The sequence below is a fragment of the Bauldia sp. genome, assembly GCA_037200845.1.
In the GTDB taxonomy this organism is placed as follows: domain Bacteria; phylum Pseudomonadota; class Alphaproteobacteria; order Rhizobiales; family Kaistiaceae; genus DASZQY01.
Map to the genome: position 1 here is coordinate 2,326,022 of JBBCGQ010000001.1, position 17,861 is coordinate 2,343,882.

The following is a 17,861-nucleotide window of genomic DNA, read 5'->3' on the forward strand; positions in this document are numbered from 1 at the left end:
CCCGCTGGTCACCGCGACCGGTCCGGATATATATCCGCCTGCACCGCTTCTCCTCGCAGGCAGTCCTACCCCGTGAACGCTCCCACCAAGCCCGGCGCCGTTGCCGCCTCCGGCGATTCCGCCGTCTACGCGATCCTGATCGCGGCCAGCGTCTCGCATCTCCTCAACGACACCATCCAGTCGCTGCTGCCGGCGATCTATCCGCTGCTCAAGCAAAACTTCGCACTGTCGTTCGCGCAGATCGGCATCATCACGTTTGTCTTCCATGTCACCGCCTCGCTGCTCCAGCCCGTGGTCGGCATGGTCACCGACAAGCGGCCGATGCCCTTCTCGCTGCCTATCGGCATGGGCGCGAGCCTCGTCGGGCTGCTGCTCCTGTCGGTCGCGCCCAACTATCCCGTGCTGCTGATCGCCGCGGCGCTGGTCGGTGTCGGCTCGTCGGTGTTCCACCCGGAGGCCTCCCGCATCGCGCGGCTCGCCTCGGGCGGTCGCTACGGCTTCGCGCAATCCTTCTTCCAGGTCGGCGGCAACATCGGCTCGGCGCTTGGCCCGCTGCTCGCCGCGGCGATCGTGGTGCCGATGGGCCAGCACAGCATCGCCGGCTTCTCGATCATCGCACTCATCGCGATCGTCGTGCTGTGGAACGTCAGCGCCTGGTACAAGACCAACCACCTTGGCGACAAGCCGCGCGTCGCGCCGCGCCCGCCGGTGCCGACCGGCCTGTCGCCGGCGCGCACCGTGATCGCGCTCGCGATTCTCGTGATCCTGGTCTTCTCGAAATACATCTACATGCAGAGCATCTCGAGCTACTACACGTTCTATACGATCACGACCTTCGGCGTGTCGGTGCAGACCTCGCAGATCCTGCTGTTCGTCTTCCTCGGCGCCGCCGCGGCCGGCACCTTCTTCGGCGGCCCGCTCGGCGACCGCTTCGGCCGCAAGTACGTCATCTGGGCCTCCATCCTCGGCATCCTGCCGTTCACGCTGATCCTGCCGCATGTCGGGCTTGGGACGACGATCGTGCTGACCGCGATCATCGGCGCCGGCCTCGCCTCAGCCTTCCCGGCGATCGTGGTGTTCGCGCAGGAACTGCTGCCCGGCAAGGTCGGCATGGTCTCGGGCATCTTCTTCGGCGTGGCCTTCGGCGTCGCCGGCATCGGCGCGGCAGCGCTCGGCGCGCTCGCCGACGCCACCAGCATCGGCTTCGTCTACAACGTCTGCGCCTTCCTGCCGGCGATCGGGCTGCTGACGGTGTTCCTGCCGGACATCGAGCGGGCGAAGCGTGAAGCCGCGGCTTGAACTAGGCAGCCACTCCCCTCCGCTGTCATCCTTCGGCGGCGCGAAGCGCCGACCGGAGGACCAGCACCGGCAAGCATGTGCCGCTGACGTAAGCCGTGCGCGGTCCTCCGGTCGAGGCCTGCGGCCTCGCCGAAGGATGACAGCGGTGGGGATGAGCGGTCGCTAAACCCGAAACTACTCCGCCAAAAACTTCGCGAACGCGTCCTTGTGGTCCGGATGCCAGCGCGACAGCGGCGGGCGGTTCTCCGTGATGTCGCCGGCCGCCCATTGGATGCGCTTGAAGTCGACGGCGTTGGTGACCTCGTTGTCCTCGCAGATGATGTAGAAGTCGCCCTGCGCGAGCCGGTCAAGCAGCACGTCGACGATCTGGCCCGGCCACCACGCACCGGCCGGCTTCGGCCCGCCGTCGCGGGCGGTGAGACCGGTGTGCACCCAGCCCGGCACGAGCAGGTGCGCGCTGACCTTGCAGCCGGCCGTGTTGCGCAGCGTGTGCTGCAGCCCCTCGGTCAGCACCTTCACGCCCGCCTTGGAGACGTTGTAGGCCGTGTCGCCGGGCGGCGTGGTGATGCCCTGCTTCGAGCCGGTGTTGACGATCGCCGCCGGCTTGCCGGCCGCGATCATCGCCGGCGCGAATGCCTGCACGCCGTTGATGACGCCCCAGAGGTTGGTGCCCAGCACCTTCTGCCAGCCGGCGTAATTCTCGATGGCGCTGCCGCCACCGCCGGTGCCGGCGTTATTCATCAGGATGCCGACGTCGCCGAAGGTCGCCATGACCTTGTCGCGCAGCGCCTCGACCTCGGCGAGCCGGCTGACGTCGGTCCTCACGGTCAGCACCGTGCCGCCGATCTCCTTCGCGGCGGCCGACAGGCGCGCGTCGTCGAGGTCGGCAATGGCGACGTTCATGCCGAGGGCGGCGAAACGCTTGGCCGCGGCAAGCCCGATGCCGCTGGCGCCGCCGGTGATGACGGCAGTGCGGCCGGTGGTGATGGCGGGGTGGTTGGGCATGATGGTTTTCCTCTGAGCCGGGAAGGAAACTAGCGACGCCGACGTACATTGGAAATGGACCGCTCCACGTCGCTTCCCGCGAGGCGGGGTCCAGGAGGTGAGGCTATGCCGCGGCGGCGAGTTTGCCTCGCTACCTGGGTCCCCGCTTCCGCTGGGAAAGCGGAGATGGATGATCGAGGCGCGCGAAAGATGCTGGCGACCGCGCCCCCTCGCCCTCTTTCTCTGGGCTCGCTTTGCTCGCGAAGAGAAAGAGCCCTCTCCCACGAGGGGAGAGGGGACCAACTGGCGGCGGCGTATTCTCCTCTCGCCTCGTGGGAGAGGGCTTCGGCTCTTGTGGGCGGAGCGAACTAGAGACGAAGGGTGAGCTGGCGCCTCCCTCAGACAGCGGCCTCGCCTCAATGGCTCACACGACCAGCCGCGACGGCTCCATCACGGCCATGCGCTGGCGCTCGCCGACGATGACGCGGCGCTCCACGTCTTCCATCGACATCGGGCGCCCGTAGAGGAAGCCCTGGAAGGCGCGGCAGCCGAAACGGCGCAGAAGCAGCGCCTGCATTTCGTTTTCGACGCCCTCGGCAATCGCCGCCATGCCGAGGTTGCGCGCGATGTTGAGAATCGTCTGCACGATGACGCGGTCGTTCTGGTCGGTCTCGATGTCCTGCACGAACGAGCAGTCGATCTTGAGCGCGTCGATCGGCAGGCGCTTCAAATGCGACAGCGACGAGTAGCCGGTGCCGAAATCGTCGAGGAAAATCTTGACGCCGTGCGCCTTGAGCGCGACCAGCGCGCGCTCGACCTCGCGGGCGTTGTCGAGCATGACGTGCTCGGTGATCTCGATGGTCAGGCGGGCCGGATCGGCCCCGCTCGTCTCGATCGCCGAGGTGACGAGATCGACCAGTTCCGGCCCGATGCGTCGGCCGCCGATGTTGACCGCCATCTGCAGGTGCTTCAGCGCCGGATTACGGCCCCAGCGGTTGAGCGTATCGCACGCCGTGGCCAGCACGTAGGCGTCGATCCGCTCCATGAAGCCGGCGCGATCGGCGAGCGGGATGAAGATCGCCGGCGGAATCGCGCCGCGCATCGGGTGGTCCCAGCGCAGCAGCGCCTCGACGCCGAAGGGCACGCCGGCGTCGTCCACCTCGGGCTGGTAGTGCAGCTTGAGCCGCCCCTCCTCCAGCGCCTGGCGCAGTTCGTTGGTGAGCGTCTCGCGCTCCTCCAGCACCGCCTGCATCTCGCTGACGAAGAACGACGCCGAGCCGCGGCCCATCGCCTTCGCCTCGTACATCGCCATGTCGGCGCGCTTCAGCAATTCGTCGACGCCGGTTTCGCTGCCGCGGAAGAGCGTGACGCCGATGCTCGCGCTGGTGTGGAACGGAAAGCCGTCGAGAATGAACGGCTCGGCAAGCGTGGTGTGCAGCTTCTCGACCGTGCGGCTCACCTGCTGTTCGGCGACCTCGCGCCCGACGGCGAGGCCGTGGATGAGGATGACGAATTCGTCGCCGCCGAGCCGCGCCACCAGATCGCCGCCGGCGACGACCGGCAGCAGGCGGCGGGCGACGTCGACCAGCAGGCGGTCGCCGAAATGATGCCCCTTGGTGTCGTTCAGCACCTTGAACTGGTCGAGGTCGATGAACAGCAGCGCGCTCCAGCGGCCGCTGTGCCCGGGCGCGTCGATCGCCGCCTGCAACTGCTCGACCAGCGCGCCGCGATTGGGCAGGCCGGTGAGCGTGTCGCGGTAGGCGAGATTGTAGACGTGCTCCGCCGCCTTCTTTTTCTCGGTGATATCGGTCAGGCAGCCGTGCCACAGCACCGAGCCGTCGGGCTGCGGCTCGGGCACCGACTGGCCGTGCACCCATTTCACGACGCCGCCGGGCAGCAGCAGCCGGTATTCCAGATTGCGCGGCGTCAGCGCGGTGCCGGATTCGGCGAAGGAAGCCACCAGCCGCGGGCGATCCTCGGGATGGACGCGCGAGAAGATCAGCGCCGGATCCTTCTGCGCCGCTTCCGCGGTGATCCCCATGATGTCCTTGATGCCGACGCTCATGTACGGCATCTCGGTGCGCCCGTCCGCCAGGGTGCGCTGCTGGTAGAGGCAGCCGGAGACCAGCGAGGCGATCTTCTCGGTGCGCAACTGCAGCTCCATCCGGCGCACCGCGTCGGTGACGTCGCGGACCGTGCCCTCGATGTAGCGGGCCGCGCCCGATCGCCGGTCGCGCACGACGCGGATGTTTTCCTCCACCCACAGGGGCTCGCCGGTCTTGTAGCGCTTGACCTGCGAGATCAGGCCATCGACGCGGCCGCGCTCGGCCAGCATGCGGTTGACCTCGGCGCGGCGGCCGGGATCGACGTACCAGTTCCGCGCCATGTCGTGGGCGTGCTCGAGCAGCTCCTCGTCGTCGGCGAAGCCGTGCATGCGATAGACGGCCGGGTTGGCCTGCAGCACGACGCCGTCAAGCGTGCAGCGGCAGACGCCGTCGCTGATGTTCTCGTAGAGCTCGCGGAAATTGCGCTCCGTCTCGCGCGCATCGAGCAGCGCGTTATGGCTGCGCAGATAGAGGACGCCGAGCGTCAGCGCGGACGCCGCGAGGCCCGCCGTCGTTCCGAGAAGAACGACCAGGTTCAGATGAGAGAAATCCATGCGCCGCCCGCGCCACTCGACTGGCTATCCGGGCGTCAAGCTAGGCCGTGAACCGGAAAGATACGATTAAGCCGTGGGTTGAAAATTTGCCGCTAATTTTAGGAATGTCAGCCGGCCGTGTCCTGCGCGATCGGAGGCTGGAACGACCAGCCCATATCCCACGGGAAATAGATCCACGTGTCCTGGCTCACTTCGGTGACGAACGTATCAACCAGCGGTCGGCCGGCCGGCTTGGCATACATCGTGGCGTAGTGCGCCTTGGGCACCATCTCGCGCACCAGCTTGGCAGTTTTGCCGGTATCGACCAGATCGTCGATGACGAGGACGCCCGCCCCCTGCCCGCCGCCGAGATTGACGATCTCGTTGCCGATCGGCTTCAGCACCTGCAGCCCGCCCTGGTCGCGGTAGTCGTGATACGAGGCGACGCACACCGTCTCGATCAGCCGGAGGCCGAGCTCGCGGGCGATGATCGCCGCCGGCACCAGCCCGCCGCGGGTGACGCACACGATCGCCTGCCAGTTCGCCTTCTGCCCGGAAAGCCGCCATGCCAGCGCGCGCGAATCGCGGTGGAACTGGTCCCAGGAAACCGGAAACGCCTTCTCCGCCCGTGGCTCAGCCATGGTGCCCCTCTGCCTTTGCCGGAAGATCGCGGCAGCGCCGCTAAAATGACAATCTAGCCGAAACTGCGCTCCACAAGAAAATCAGCGTTTGGACAGGCCGGCGCGAACCTCGGCGAGCATCGCCTTGACGGCAGTCTCCGCCTCGGAAAGCCGCGCCTCATCGCGCGAACGCAGCACCAGCGACGTCGTAAAGCCGACGCCTTCCTGAAAGCCGGGATAGCTGCCCATTGCTACGTCGGGGAATTTCGCCTGCACCGCGCCGAAGGCTGAGGCGATGTCACCCTCCTTGAGCCCGGCGTCGATCGAGACGGAATGCATCTTCGCGCCCGTCGGTAGGCTCGGCGCCAGCGCGTCGAGCATCGCGTGCATGATCGACGGGACGCCGGCCATGACGTGCACGTTGCCGATGGTGAAGCCTGGCGCTTTCGACACGGAATTGGCGATCAGCGATGCGCCCGCGGGAATGCGCGCCATGCGCAGGCGCGCCTCGTTGAGATCGGCCTCGGCGATGCGCTCGCGCAGCATCGCGCGCGCCCGCGGATCGACGTCGATGGTCGCGCCGAACGCCTTGGCGATCGCGTCGGCGGTGATGTCGTCGTGCGTCGGCCCGATGCCGCCGGTGGTGAAGACGTGGTCGTAGCGCGAGCGCAGCGCATTCACCGCCGCGACGATCTCCGCCTCGACGTCGGGCACGACGCGCACCTCGCGGAGGTCGATGCCGATCGCGGTCAGGTACTCGGCGATGTAGCCGATGTTCTTGTCCTTGGTCCGGCCGGACAGGATCTCGTCGCCGATGACGAGGATCGCGGCGGTGACGATCGTTGTCATGGCACCTCGTCCACGCCGATCAGGGTGAACCGACGCTCCGCGGACCCGAGGTAATAGTCGTTGATGCTGGCAGCGATCGCCGCGAGCGCCGCCGCCCCGTCGCCCGCGGCTAGTTCGTCGGCGCCGCACGGCGCGTCAGGATACGCGTCCTTGCACGACGCGACACCTTCCTCGGCACTGGATGCGGCGGCGGAAACGACGCCGGAGACGACGCTGACGTCGGACGGATCGTCATCCGAGACGTAGTCGAACGCCAGGCCGAGATTGGCCTCGGCATCTTCCGCCTTCCTGTCGGCCAGATCGACGAGGCCGCGGAGCGCGAGGTAGGTGACGTTGTCCGGCTCGTCGGCGAGTGCGTCGTCGAGCACCTTTGCCGCTTCGTCGATCTCGCCGCGCTGCAGGTGCGCCTGCGCCAGCAGAGCGCGCGCGGCCGCCGGGTCGGGGCCGTCGTCGGCAGGGCGCGCGACGCCGTAGCCGACGCGCGCAATCAGGTGCTCCGCCTCCGTGATGCCCGCCCAGGCGTCGTCATTGTGGATGAAGGCGAGGATGCGTTTCACCTGCGCCTCGTATCTTTCCTCCGGCGTGATCAGGCCGGAGAGAATCTGGTCGCAGCCGACTCCGGCGTATTGCGGCTCCGGCGCGTCGCAATCGTTCCACGCGCCGGGGGCTTCCTCGCGGCTCATGCGGCGCACGTCGCGGCGCAAGAACTCGCCGAGGATGCTGGAGACGAGATCGGCGGCGGCGTGCTCCTTGCCGTAGAGCGGCAGCGCGGCGGCGCCGCATTCGGCCTGCGGGAAATACTTCTTGCACTGGGCGACGGCAGCCACCGGATCCGCGACCCATTGTTCGGCGAGCGATTTCAACGCCACAAGCGTCCCGTCTTTCGGCGCCTTCGCCAGCAGCGCGGCGGCCTCGCCGCCCGCCTGCCCGGCACCGCCGGCGGCGAAATGCGCGAACGCCGTCAGCAGCGGTGCGCGGGCGTTGGCCGGGTCGGTCGCAGCGACGGTGCCGAGAAGATCGAGGGCCTTTGCCGGGTCGCTGTTGCGCAGGTAGGCGACGGCATATTGCGCGAGGAAATCGGCGTATTCGGCGTCCGGCGGCGAGGCACCGCCGTCCTTTTCGACCTCGCCCAGCGCGGCGTCGAATTCCACCATCGCGTACTTCAGGTTGTCGCCGCCGCGGCCGAGTTCCGCGTCCGCCTCCGCCGCGTGCAGGCGGAACAGCTCGATCGCCGACCGCTCGCTGCCGTCCTGCAGCGCCGCGGTGCACGCCTCGACGGCGAAGCGCGGATCGGCGGAGAGGCAGTCGTCCTCGACCGCCGTCCCGGCATGGGCGCCGGCCGAGGCAAGCAGGATCAGGCCAAGGGACAGCAGGATCGGGCGGTACAAGGGAGGCTCCTTTCGGGGAAGCAGGGCGGCGACTCTATGCTATCCCCTTCCCGCCCGTCACCTCGCTGGCGCCGTCCGATGCGCTTCTCCCCACCCTTGACCGAAGCCACCCTGGTGCGGCGCTACAAGCGGTTCTTCGCCGACGTCCAGTTCGCCGACGGCAGCTTTGCCACGGCGCACATCGCCAACCCGGGCGCCATGCTGGGGCTGAACACGCCGGGCCTCCGGGTCTGGGTCGAGAAGGTCGTCAGCAAGACGCGGAAGCTGCCGTGGTCGCTGGAGATCGTGGAACAGGACGGCGCGCTGGTCGGCGTCAACGCCTCCCGGCCGAACAACCTGGTCGCCGAGGCCTTGGCGCTGGGCGGCATCGCGGAGTTTGCAGGCTACGACGTCATCCGCCGCGAGGTGCGCTACGGCACCAACTCCCGCATCGATTTTCTGCTCGCCGGGGCCGGCAAGCCCGACGCCTACGTCGAGGTGAAGAACGTCCATTTCTCCCGCGCCAAGGGCCGGGCGGAATTCCCGGATTCGGTCACCGAGCGCGGCGCCAAGCACCTCCGCGAGCTGGCGGCCATGAAGGCGGCCGGCCACCGCGCCGCTATGCTCTATCTCGTCCAGCGCGACGATACGGCCGCCATGTCGATCTCCCGCGACCTCGACCCGGCCTATGGCGCGGCTTTTGACGATGCCCGACGCGCCGGCGTCGAGATGCTGGCCTACCAATGCCGCCTTTCGGTTGAGGAAATCGCCGTCACTACCCCGCTGCCGGTGCTGCTCGTCTGACGCTTGCGTGGCAGGCCCAAAGTCGCCATATCCTTGGGGATCATGACCAGCTACGTCGAAGCCGCCCTCGCCCCCGTCCGCAATGACGGGCAGATCAAGTTGCATAACGCCGCCGATTTCGCCGGCATGCGCCGTGCCGGCCGTCTGGTCGCCGAATGCCTCGACGCGGTCGAGGCGATCATCGAGCCCGGCCTGCCGACCATCGAGATCGACAAGTTCATCTACGACTTCGCCCTCGCCCATAGCGCCCTGCCGGCGACGCTCGGCTACAAGGGCTACATGAATTCGACGTGCGTCTCGACCAACCACGTCGTCTGCCACGGCATCCCGAGCGAGAAGCCGCTGCGCGACGGCGACATCGCCAACATCGACGTGACGCTGATCGTCGACGGCTGGCATGGCGACTCCAGCCGCACGGTCCAGGTTGGCGACGTGAAGCGCGCCGCCGAGCGCCTCGTCGACGTCACCTACGAGGCGATGATGCGCGGCATCGCGGCGGTGAAGCCCGGCAACACCACCGGCGACATCGGCTTCGCCATCCAGGAATACGCCGAGGGCGAGCGCTGCTCGGTCGTGCGCGATTTCTGCGGCCACGGCGTCGGCCGCGTCTTCCACGACGTGCCGAACATCCTCCATTACGGCAGCCCGCGGGATGGCGTCGTCTTGAAGCCGGGCATGATCTTTACCGTCGAGCCGATGATCAATCTCGGCCGTCCGCACGTGAAGGTGCTCGCCGACGGGTGGACCGCGGTCACCCGCGATCGCTCGCTGTCGGCGCAGTTCGAGCACACCGTCGGCGTCACCGAGACCGGCCACGAGGTCTTCACGCTGTCGCCGAAGCATGCGGAGATCGACCGCACGAGCGCATGAGCGGCCTTGAGGATAAGGGCGGCATGCAGCCGGCGGAAACCGCGGCGCCGCACTTTCACGGCCACCGCGAGCGGCTGAAGACGCGCTTCCGCGAGGCCGGCGACTCGCTCGCCGACTACGAGTTCCTCGAGCTCCTGCTGTTCCAGGCCGTGCCGCGGCGGGACACCAAGCCGCTCGCCAAGACCCTCCTCACCCGCTTCGGCAGCTTCTCCGAGGTGCTCGCCGCGCCGGAAGCGCAACTGCGCGAGATCGACGGCATCGGCGACGGCGTCATCCACCTGCTCAAGCTAGTGAAGACGGCGGCGCAGCGCTTTGCGCGCGACAAGATCACGGAGCGGCCGCTGCTTGGTTCGTGGAAATCGGTCATCGACTACTGCAAGGCCGCGATGGCCTTCGAGCCGATCGAACACTTCCGCGTTCTCTTCCTGAATAAGAAAAACCAGCTAATAGCCGACGAAGTTCAGCAGCGCGGAACCGTCGATCACACGCCCGTTTACCCCCGCGAAGTGGTCAAACGGGCATTGGAACTTTCTGCAACCGCCATCATTCTTGTTCACAATCACCCCTCAGGCGATCCCACGCCTTCGACCGCCGACATCCAGATGACGCGGCAGGTCGTCGATACGGCTAAGCCATTGGGAATTATGGTTCATGACCACATCATCGTCGGAAAGGGCGGCCACGCGAGCTTTCGGGGGCTAAAGCTGATCTGAGGCCGCAGGGGCCTTGGCTTTCCGTCACATAGGCGTCACATAGTCTTGCTTTTGGGGTCACAAATGAAAGACATTGTGCACCGCAATGACGCTCACTGATCTGATTCTCTTCTGCTTGGTCGTCGCGGCGTCAGCCCATTTCATCAGCATTGCCGTGCTGGTGGCGCGGTCTTATCTGAAGCCGCCGAAGCAAGCCCTTAACCGCCCCCCGGTGACGATCCTTCGTCCCGCCTGCGGCATCGAGAATCATATCGAGCGCACGCTCGAGTCGGCTTTCTTCATCGACTATCCGGAATTCGAGATCGTCTTCTGCGTCCAGCGCGAGAACGATCCGATCATCGCCGTGATCGAACGCATCATGGCGCGGCACCCGGGCGTGCCGTCGCGCCTGCTGATCGGCGACGACCGCATCAGCATGAACCCCAAGCTCAACAACCTGGTGAAGGGCTGGCGCGAGGCGAAGCACGAGTGGATCGTCATGACCGACTCCAACGTGCTGCTGACGCCCGACTACATCGACACGCTGCTCGCCCGCTGGACCCCCGGCGTCGGTCTCGTCTGCTCGCCGCCGGTCGGCACCGAGCCGGACGGCGTCGGCGCCGAACTCGAGTGCGCCTTCCTCAACACGTATCAGGCGCGCTGGCAGCTCACCGCCGACGTCTTCGCCATGGCCTTCGCCCAGGGCAAGACGATCTTCTGGCGCCGCGCCGATCTCGACAACGCCGGCGGCATCGCAGCGCTCGCCTCCGAGCCCGCCGAAGACGCGGCCGCGACCAAGGTCGTGCGCAACGCCGGCTATCGCGTCCGCCTCGTGCGCAATCCGTGGCCGCAGCCGCTCGGCTACCGCGCCGTCCGCGATATCTGGAACCGTCAGCTCCGCTGGGCGCGTCTCCGTCGCGCCACCTTCGCACCGCTCTATGCGCTGGAGATCGTATCCGGCGGCTTCCTGCCGCTGACCATGGCGGCGATCGTGATCGCGCTGGGCCCCGCCACATGGCCGGGCCTCGTCATGCTGTTCATCGCGTGGTACGCGGCCGAATTGCTGCTCGCCTCGCGCATGGGCTGGCCGATCTCGCCGCGCATTGCGCTGATGATGTTCGTCCGCGACCTGGCGCTGCCCGCCCTCTGGGTCGCCGGCTGGACCGGCAACACCTTCGTCTGGCGCGGCAACGCGATGGACATGAAGACCAGCCAGCTTGCTGCCGCCGCGCCCGAGGTGCCGACGCGGACGCTGGCCGATCACGCGCTGGCGCTGCGCATCCGCGGCGCCCGCGCCATCCGTTCGTTCCGTGCCTTCGGGACTCCCCGCGCCGTCGGGGCCCGTAGCCTTCGCCCGAGTCCGTTGCAACGCTGGACCTGGAAGACTGGGAACAAGACACGATGAACGCCATCGCCCCCGCCCGCACCCACCGCACGCTGTTCGTCTCCGACATGCATCTCGGCACCAGAGGGTGCCAGGTCGGGCAGCTCCTGCACTTCCTCGCCAGCCATGAGGCTGAGACGATCTACCTGGTCGGCGACATCATCGATGCCTGGCGGCTGGACGTGCGCTGGTACTGGCCGGACGAGCACAACGCCGTCCTCCGCCTCCTGAAGCGCAAGGCCGAGCAGGGCACGCGCATCGTCTACCTGCCCGGCAACCACGACGAATTCGCCCGCCAGTACATCGGCTCGAAGAGCGAGGCGCTGGAGATCCACGACAGCGTCATCCACCAGGCCGCCGACGGCAAGCGCTACCTCGTCGTCCACGGCGACTGCTTCGACCCGATCCAGTCGAAGGCGCGCTGGCTGGCCTTCCTCGGCGACAACGCCTATGTCGCCGCGCTCGCCATCAACACCGTCGTCAATCGCGTCGGCCGCGCCTTCGGCATGCCCTACTGGTCGTTCTCCAACTGGGCCAAGATGCGGGTGAAGGGCGCCGTCAATTTCATCGGCCACTACGAGGCAAGCCTCGTCGCGGCCGCCCGCGAGAACGACGTCGACGGCGTCGTCTGCGGCCACATCCACCGCGCCGCCGCCCACGACGAGTTCGGCCTGCGCTATGTCAACTGCGGCGACTGGGTGGAAAGCTGCACCGCCGCGGTCGAGCACGATGACGGCCGCATCGAGATCATCGGCTGGGCCAACCTCGAGCCGGAAGCCGTCCAGCCGGACGTCGAAGACGGCGAGAGCGAGCAGGCGATCGCGTAGGCAAGCAGGGAGGCGAGACACCCCTCCCCCAAACCGCCTGCGGCGGTTTGACCCTCCCACAACGGGAGGGTTCATCTTGCTGAAACAGCGTGCTGCAACAAACGCCGCTTGAGCCCTCCCCTTGTGGGAGGGACAAAACCGCATCGCGGTTTTGGGGAGGGGTGTTCCTCCTCCGTGCAATGCCGCAACCCTCACCCTCCGCCTCTGGTTCGCTTCGCTCGCAAGAGGCGAAGCCCTCTCCCCTTTGGGGAGAGGACGGTGGAGCTGGCGTTCTTCTTGCACGGCCTTCCGCCAAGTCCGTAGGATGACTCCGGGCGAGTTCAGGTAAGCTGCTGCCGATGCCGACTGCCTTCAACGAGATGTTCGCCGAGTCGGGCGCCCCCCGCGCCGGCTACGAGTTCCTCCAGCGCTGGCTGGCCTCGACGCCCGCCGACCTGCTTTCCCACCGCCGCACCGAGGCCGAGCTGCTCTTCCGCCGCATCGGCATCACCTTCGCCGTCTACGGCAACGCCGACGGCGAGGAGCGCATCATTCCGTTCGACATCGTGCCGCGCGTGCTCACCAAGGCCGAGTGGCAGCGCCTGTCGCGCGGGCTGGAGCAGCGGGTGAAGGCGCTGAACGCGTTCCTCGCCGACGTCTACGGCAGGGCCGAGATCATCGCCGCCGGCAAGGTGCCCGCCGACCTCATCTACCGCAACCCGTACTTCCGGCCCGAGATGGCCGGCGTGAAGCTGCCGCACGACATCTACGTCATGATCGCCGGCATCGACGTGGTGCGCGTCGACGACCAGGACTTCTACGTGCTGGAAGACAACGCCCGCACGCCCTCCGGCGTCTCCTACATGCTGGAGAACCGCGAAGTGATGATGCGGCTGTTCCCCGATCTCTTCGCGGTCAACCGCATCGCGCCGGTGGAAAATTATCCGGAGGAACTGCTCGCCACGCTGAAGTCGGTGGCGCCGCATTCCGCCCCCGACGACCCGACGGTCGCGCTGCTGACGCCCGGCCCGTACAACAGCGCCTACTACGAGCATTCGTTCCTCGCCGACAAGCTCGGCATCGAGCTGGTCGAGGGCCGCGATCTTCTCATCCGCGACAACATCGTCTGGATGCGCACCACCGAGGGACCGAAACGCGTCGACGTGCTCTACCGCCGCCTCGACGACGACTTCCTCGATCCCCTCACCTTCCGCCCGGATTCGACGCTGGGCGTCCCCGGCCTGATGAACGCCTACCGCTCCGGCAACATCTCGCTCGCCAACGCCGTCGGCACCGGCGTCGCCGACGACAAGGCCGTGTACTCGTACATGCCCGAGATCGTGCGTTTCTATCTGGGCGAGGAGCCGATCCTGAAAAACGTGCCGACCTGGCGCTGCCGCGAGAAAGACTCGCTGGCTTACGTGCTCGAGCATCTGCACGAGCTGGTGGTCAAGGAAGTCTCTGGCTCCGGCGGCTACGGCATGCTGATCGGGCCGACCGCCGACGCCGAGACCCGCCGCGACTTCGCTCTGAAGCTGAAGGCGAACCCGGACGACTTCATCGCCCAGCCGACGCTGGCGCTGTCGACCTCGCCGACCTTCGTCAATGCCGGCATCGCGCCGCGCCACGTCGACCTCCGTCCGTTCGTCCTCTCGGGCGGCGACAAGGTGCGCATCGTCCCCGGCGGCCTGACGCGCGTCGCGCTCAAGGAAGGATCGCTGGTGGTGAACTCGAGCCAGGGCGGCGGGACCAAGGATACCTGGGTGCTGGACGCATGAGGTGGGTGGCGCATCCGCTGCGCTGCGGTGCTCGCCCGTTCACGGGGGAGCTGTCGGCGAAGCCGACTGAGGGGGCCGGCCCCCTCCACCATGCTGCGCATGGTCCCCCTCCCCCGCTTTGCGGGGGAGGATCAACCAGGACAGCACCATGCTGAGCCGCACCGCCGATGCCCTGTTCTGGCTGGCGCGCTATGTCGAGCGCGCCGACAACACGGCGCGCATCATCGACGCCGCCTCGCGCCTTGCCGCGATGCCGATTTCCTACGCCGGCGAATCGAACGAGTGGGAGTCGGCGCTCGCCGCCGCCGGCGCGCTGCATCTCTTCGGCGAGCGCACCGCCGACCGCGACACGGTCATCGACTTTCTCGCCTTCTCCGCCGACAACCCGTCGAGCATCAAGAATTGCCTGGGCACCGCGCGCCACAACAGCCGCGCCGAGCGCACCGCGCTCACCGCCGATATGTGGGAGGCGATCAACGCCGGCTGGCTGGAGCTGAAACGCTTCGACGGCGCCCGCATGGACCGCGACACGCTCACCCAGTTCCTCGGCCGCGTGAAGGACGCCTGCCTGCTTTTCGACGGCGCCGCCTATCGCACGATGCTCAGGAACGACGCGTATTTCTTCCTGCGCCTCGGCGTCTATCTCGAGCGCGCCGACTCCACCGCCCGCATTCTCGACGTGAAATATCACCTGCTGCTGCCGGAAGGCGCCAGCGTCGGCGGCGGCCTCGATTATTTCCAGTGGGCGTCGATCCTGCGCTCGGTCTCGTCGCTGACCGCGTACCGCTGGGTCTATCACGAGAGCCTGAAGCCGTGGCTGATCGCCGACCTGCTCGTGCTGAAGGAGCAGATGCCGCGCTCGCTCGCCTCCTGCTACGAGAATCTCTGCGCCTTCCTCGACGAACTGTCGCTCGCCTACGGCCGTCAGGGCCCGGCGCAGCGCGTCGCGCGCTCGATCCGCACGCGGCTACAGAATGCCTCGATCTCGGACATCTTCCAGAAGAAGGGCCTGCACGAGTTCCTGACCGAGTTCATCGCCGACAACGGCCGCCTCGGCAACGCCATCACCGAGCAGTACCTGACCTGACATCATGCGCATCCGCATCCGCCACGAGACGGCCTACGCCTACGCCACACCGGCGACGCGCGCGATCGAGGTGCTGCGCCTGTCGCCGCGCGGGCACGACGGCCAGTTCATCCTCGACTGGCGCATCGACGTCGACCACGACTGCCGTCTCGATCAGTCGTCCGATCCGTTCGGCAACACGCTGCACGCCTTCACCGCCGAGGGTCCGCTGAACGGCCTTACGATCGTCGCCGAAGGCCAGATCGAGACCAACGATACCGCCGGAGTGATCAACGGCCAGATCGAGCGCTTCCCACCGCTTATCTTTCTGCGCGACACCACGCTGACCACGTCGAACGCCGCGATCCGCGATTTCGCCGACACGATTGCCGGACGCGAGGCCGGCAGCCCGCTGAAGGTCATGCACGCCGTCATGCATGGCATCCGCGAGCGGCTGCGTTTCAAGGTCGACGCCACCGACACCGGCACCAGCGCGACGGAAGCCTTCGGCCTCGGCCAGGGTGTCTGCCAGGATTTCGCGCACATCTTCATCGCCGCCGCGCGCCACCTCGGCATCCCGTCGCGCTATGTTTCCGGCTACCTTTGCCGCGACGACTACATCCAGCAGGAGGCCGGCCACGCCTGGGCCGAGGCCCTGATTCCCGACCTCGGCTGGGTCGGTTTCGACCCGGCGAACGGCGTCAGCCCGACGGAAGCCTACGTCCGCGCCGCCATCGGCCTCGACTATCTCGGCGCCGCGCCAATCCGGGGCGTTCGCTACGGCGGCAGCGGCGAAACGCTGGCCGTGCACGTCCATGTTGCGGACATCACCCGCGGCCGTTGAAACCACGTCCCGCTTTTTTCATTGCGACTCGTGGCTAAACCCTCAAAATCCCCCCGCGGTTGGGGAGCCGGGGGCGAGCGTAGCTATGCGGGCAATGCCATGACCTATTGCGTGGGCATCCTCGTCCGCGAAGGACTGGTGATGATCGCCGACACCCGCACCAACGCGGGCCTCGACAACATCGCCACGTTCCGCAAGCTGCACGTCTTCGAGAAGCCGGGCGTCTGCGCGCTGGGCATCGCCACCGCCGGCAATCTGGCGGTGACGCAGTCGGCGCTGACGCTGGCGAGCGAGGGCATGAAAAATCCCGAGACCGGCGCGCTCGAGACGCTGACCGACATGCCGTCGATGTTCGCGGCGGCGAAATTCCTCGGCCGCGCCGTGCGCGAGGCGCGAAACGAGATCGGCGAGACGCTCGAGCAGGAAGACACCAGCGCCTTCCACGTCTCGATGCTGTTCGGCGGCCAGATCCTCGGCGGCCGGCTGCGGCTGTTCATGATCTACGCCGCCGGCAACTTCATCGAGGCGACGCCCGACACGCCCTATCTGCAGATCGGCGAGCACAAATACGGCAAGCCGATCCTCGACCGCTCGGTGACCGAGTCGACGACGCTCGACGAAGCGCTGAAGCTCGGGCTGATCTCGATGGACTCGACCATCCGCTCCAATCTCTCGGTCGGCCTGCCGATCGATATTCTCACCATCCGGCGCGACACCGAGAAGCTCGAGTTGAGCTACCGCGTCGAGGCGGCGGAGCCCTACTTCCACGATCTCCGCGAGCGCTGGTCGGCTGCGCTGCGCGCCGCCCACAAGGCGATCCCCTCGCCGCCGTATAAATCGAGATGACAGCCAAGGTTGCCCTCGTCACCGGCGGCGGCTCGGGCATCGGCCGCGCCGTGGCCCTCGGCCTCGGCCGCGCCGGATATTCGGTCGTGGTCGCCGGACGGCGCATCGGGCCGCTGGAGGCAGCGGCGCGCGACATCGGCAACGGCGCCATCGCGGTGCCGGCCGACGTCGGCGACCCGAAATCGGTCGGCGCACTTTTCGCCCGCGTGAAGCAGGCTTTCGGCCGGCTCGATCTGCTCTTCAACAACGCCGGCGTCAGCCTGTCGCTGCCGATGGACGAGATCAGCTTCGAGCAGTGGCAGGCTGCGATCGGCGCCAATCTCACCGGCCCGTTCCTGTGCACGCAGGAAGCCTTCCGCCTGATGAAGGCGCAGGCGCCGCAGGGCGGCCGCATCATCAACAACGGCTCGATCTCGGCGCACGTGCCGCGCCCCAACATGGCGCCCTACACCGCCACCAAGCATGGGATCACCGGCCTGACCAAGTCGACGGCGCTGGAAGGCCGCCAATGGAACATCGCCTGCGGCCAGATCGATATCGGCAACGCCGCCACCGACATGACCAGCCGCATGCAGACGGGCGCCTTGCAGGCTAACGGCACCACCGCGACCGAGCCGCGCTTGGACGTGACCCACGTCGTCGATGCCGTGCTCTACATGGCCGGCCTGCCGCTCGACGCCAATGTGCTGTTCATGACGGTGATGGCGACGACGATGCCGTACGTCGGGCGGGGCTAATTCAGCCGCAACTCCATCGACACCGCACGCACCTCGCTCGGCGTGATCAGCCGCTTGTGCGCGACCTTGACCGAGTGCAGCGGCCCGTCGAGCTTCGCCTCCCAGAAATCGAGGAAGTCGCGCAACTTGGGAAAGCGCGGGGCAATGTCGTAGCCCTGCCAGACGTACGTCTGCAGCAGCGAGCGGTGGTCCGGCAGGCGGTAGAAGATTTCCGCCGTCGTCAGGCCGTAGCCCTCGAGGTTCCTGAAATCGAACGCGGTCATCAGCCCGACTCCTC

The 17,861-nt window shown here is 67.3% G+C and carries 17 protein-coding genes; 11 read left to right on the forward strand and 6 right to left on the reverse strand.

The window, feature by feature from the left end; translation table 11 throughout:
* Nucleotides 1–72 precede the first annotated feature (72 nt).
* Complete coding sequence (locus tag WDM94_11575; GenBank protein ID MEJ0013235.1) at nucleotides 73–1,299, forward strand: MFS transporter; 1,227 nt, start codon at nucleotides 73–75, stop codon at nucleotides 1,297–1,299.
* Between the two features lie 174 nt (nucleotides 1,300–1,473).
* Here the strand turns inward: WDM94_11575 and WDM94_11580 are convergent, their stop codons facing one another.
* From WDM94_11580 to WDM94_11600, 5 genes are all read right to left on the reverse strand, one after another.
* Nucleotides 1,474–2,304: an SDR family NAD(P)-dependent oxidoreductase gene (locus WDM94_11580; protein MEJ0013236.1), complete on the reverse strand. Its 831-nt coding sequence runs from the start codon at nucleotides 2,302–2,304 to the stop codon at nucleotides 1,474–1,476.
* A 403-nt stretch (nucleotides 2,305–2,707) separates the two neighbouring features.
* Nucleotides 2,708–4,942: an EAL domain-containing protein gene (locus WDM94_11585; GenBank protein ID MEJ0013237.1), complete on the reverse strand. Its 2,235-nt coding sequence runs from the start codon at nucleotides 4,940–4,942 to the stop codon at nucleotides 2,708–2,710.
* Between the two features lie 107 nt (nucleotides 4,943–5,049).
* A complete protein-coding gene (gene gpt / locus WDM94_11590) occupies nucleotides 5,050–5,562 on the reverse strand; it encodes a xanthine phosphoribosyltransferase (protein ID MEJ0013238.1) in 513 nt (170 codons plus the stop codon).
* 81 nt (nucleotides 5,563–5,643) lie between these two features.
* The gene (locus WDM94_11595) at nucleotides 5,644–6,390 is read right to left on the reverse strand and encodes a molybdopterin-binding protein (protein MEJ0013239.1); all 747 of its coding nucleotides are present in this window, start codon (nucleotides 6,388–6,390) and stop codon (nucleotides 5,644–5,646) included.
* Nucleotides 6,387–7,778, reverse strand: a complete 1,392-nt coding sequence (locus WDM94_11600) for a tetratricopeptide repeat protein (GenBank protein ID MEJ0013240.1) — start codon at nucleotides 7,776–7,778, stop codon at nucleotides 6,387–6,389. Before WDM94_11600 ends, WDM94_11595 begins: the two co-directional genes overlap by 4 nt.
* Nucleotides 7,779–7,856: 78 nt before the next feature.
* Here WDM94_11600 and sfsA point away from each other — a divergent pair, with 78 nt between their 5' ends.
* The 10 genes from sfsA (at nucleotide 7,857) to WDM94_11650 (ending at nucleotide 17,584) form a co-directional block, all read left to right on the forward strand.
* Nucleotides 7,857–8,561: a DNA/RNA nuclease SfsA gene (gene sfsA / locus WDM94_11605; GenBank protein MEJ0013241.1), complete on the forward strand. Its 705-nt coding sequence runs from the start codon at nucleotides 7,857–7,859 to the stop codon at nucleotides 8,559–8,561.
* Between the two features lie 42 nt (nucleotides 8,562–8,603).
* Entirely contained in the window at nucleotides 8,604–9,431 is an 828-nt protein-coding gene (gene map / locus WDM94_11610; protein ID MEJ0013242.1) for a type I methionyl aminopeptidase, read from the forward strand.
* The gene (gene radC / locus WDM94_11615) at nucleotides 9,428–10,144 is read left to right on the forward strand and encodes a DNA repair protein RadC (GenBank protein MEJ0013243.1); all 717 of its coding nucleotides are present in this window, start codon (nucleotides 9,428–9,430) and stop codon (nucleotides 10,142–10,144) included. The genes map and radC overlap by 4 nt, the downstream gene beginning before the upstream one ends.
* Before the next feature lie 85 nt (nucleotides 10,145–10,229).
* Nucleotides 10,230–11,528 carry a ceramide glucosyltransferase gene (locus tag WDM94_11620; GenBank protein ID MEJ0013244.1) on the forward strand — a complete coding sequence of 433 codons (1,299 nt, stop codon included), beginning with the start codon at nucleotides 10,230–10,232 and terminating at the stop codon, nucleotides 11,526–11,528.
* Nucleotides 11,525–12,334, forward strand: a complete 810-nt coding sequence (locus tag WDM94_11625) for a UDP-2,3-diacylglucosamine diphosphatase (GenBank protein MEJ0013245.1) — start codon at nucleotides 11,525–11,527, stop codon at nucleotides 12,332–12,334. Before WDM94_11620 ends, WDM94_11625 begins: the two co-directional genes overlap by 4 nt.
* A gap of 338 nt (nucleotides 12,335–12,672) precedes the next feature.
* Nucleotides 12,673–14,091, forward strand: coding sequence for a circularly permuted type 2 ATP-grasp protein (locus WDM94_11630; GenBank protein MEJ0013246.1), 1,419 nt, complete (start codon nucleotides 12,673–12,675; stop codon nucleotides 14,089–14,091).
* A gap of 148 nt (nucleotides 14,092–14,239) precedes the next feature.
* The gene (locus WDM94_11635; GenBank protein MEJ0013247.1) at nucleotides 14,240–15,178 is read left to right on the forward strand and encodes an alpha-E domain-containing protein; all 939 of its coding nucleotides are present in this window, start codon (nucleotides 14,240–14,242) and stop codon (nucleotides 15,176–15,178) included.
* Nucleotides 15,179–15,182: 4 nt separating this feature from the next.
* Nucleotides 15,183–16,001, forward strand: coding sequence for a transglutaminase family protein (locus WDM94_11640; GenBank protein ID MEJ0013248.1), 819 nt, complete (start codon nucleotides 15,183–15,185; stop codon nucleotides 15,999–16,001).
* Between the two features lie 99 nt (nucleotides 16,002–16,100).
* Nucleotides 16,101–16,847 carry a peptidase gene (locus tag WDM94_11645; GenBank protein MEJ0013249.1) on the forward strand — a complete coding sequence of 249 codons (747 nt, stop codon included), beginning with the start codon at nucleotides 16,101–16,103 and terminating at the stop codon, nucleotides 16,845–16,847.
* Complete coding sequence (locus WDM94_11650) at nucleotides 16,844–17,584, forward strand: SDR family oxidoreductase (protein ID MEJ0013250.1); 741 nt, start codon at nucleotides 16,844–16,846, stop codon at nucleotides 17,582–17,584. The genes WDM94_11645 and WDM94_11650 overlap by 4 nt, the downstream gene beginning before the upstream one ends.
* Here WDM94_11650 and WDM94_11655 read toward each other — a convergent pair.
* Nucleotides 17,581–17,847: an usg protein gene (locus WDM94_11655; protein MEJ0013251.1), complete on the reverse strand. Its 267-nt coding sequence runs from the start codon at nucleotides 17,845–17,847 to the stop codon at nucleotides 17,581–17,583. The genes WDM94_11650 and WDM94_11655 overlap by 4 nt on opposite strands.
* Between the last annotated feature and the right edge of the window lie 14 nt (nucleotides 17,848–17,861).

Bases quoted from the DNA above. Each gene is read 5' to 3' on its own strand.
- WDM94_11580 (MEJ0013236.1), bottom strand. From the start codon at position 2,304: ATGCCCAACCACCCCGCCATCACCACCGGCCGCACTGCCGTCATCACC.
- WDM94_11585 (MEJ0013237.1), bottom strand. From the start codon at position 4,942: ATGGATTTCTCTCATCTGAACCTGGTCGTTCTTCTCGGAACGACGGCG.
- gpt (MEJ0013238.1), bottom strand. From the start codon at position 5,562: ATGGCTGAGCCACGGGCGGAGAAGGCGTTTCCGGTTTCCTGGGACCAG.
- WDM94_11595 (MEJ0013239.1), bottom strand. From the start codon at position 6,390: ATGACAACGATCGTCACCGCCGCGATCCTCGTCATCGGCGACGAGATC.
- sfsA (MEJ0013241.1), top strand. From the start codon at position 7,857: ATGCGCTTCTCCCCACCCTTGACCGAAGCCACCCTGGTGCGGCGCTAC.
- map (MEJ0013242.1), top strand. From the start codon at position 8,604: ATGACCAGCTACGTCGAAGCCGCCCTCGCCCCCGTCCGCAATGACGGG.
- radC (MEJ0013243.1), top strand. From the start codon at position 9,428: ATGAGCGGCCTTGAGGATAAGGGCGGCATGCAGCCGGCGGAAACCGCG.
- WDM94_11620 (MEJ0013244.1), top strand. From the start codon at position 10,230: ATGACGCTCACTGATCTGATTCTCTTCTGCTTGGTCGTCGCGGCGTCA.
- WDM94_11625 (MEJ0013245.1), top strand. From the start codon at position 11,525: ATGAACGCCATCGCCCCCGCCCGCACCCACCGCACGCTGTTCGTCTCC.
- WDM94_11630 (MEJ0013246.1), top strand. From the start codon at position 12,673: ATGCCGACTGCCTTCAACGAGATGTTCGCCGAGTCGGGCGCCCCCCGC.
- WDM94_11635 (MEJ0013247.1), top strand. From the start codon at position 14,240: ATGCTGAGCCGCACCGCCGATGCCCTGTTCTGGCTGGCGCGCTATGTC.
- WDM94_11640 (MEJ0013248.1), top strand. From the start codon at position 15,183: ATGCGCATCCGCATCCGCCACGAGACGGCCTACGCCTACGCCACACCG.
- WDM94_11645 (MEJ0013249.1), top strand. From the start codon at position 16,101: ATGACCTATTGCGTGGGCATCCTCGTCCGCGAAGGACTGGTGATGATC.
- WDM94_11650 (MEJ0013250.1), top strand. From the start codon at position 16,844: ATGACAGCCAAGGTTGCCCTCGTCACCGGCGGCGGCTCGGGCATCGGC.
- WDM94_11655 (MEJ0013251.1), bottom strand. From the start codon at position 17,847: ATGACCGCGTTCGATTTCAGGAACCTCGAGGGCTACGGCCTGACGACG.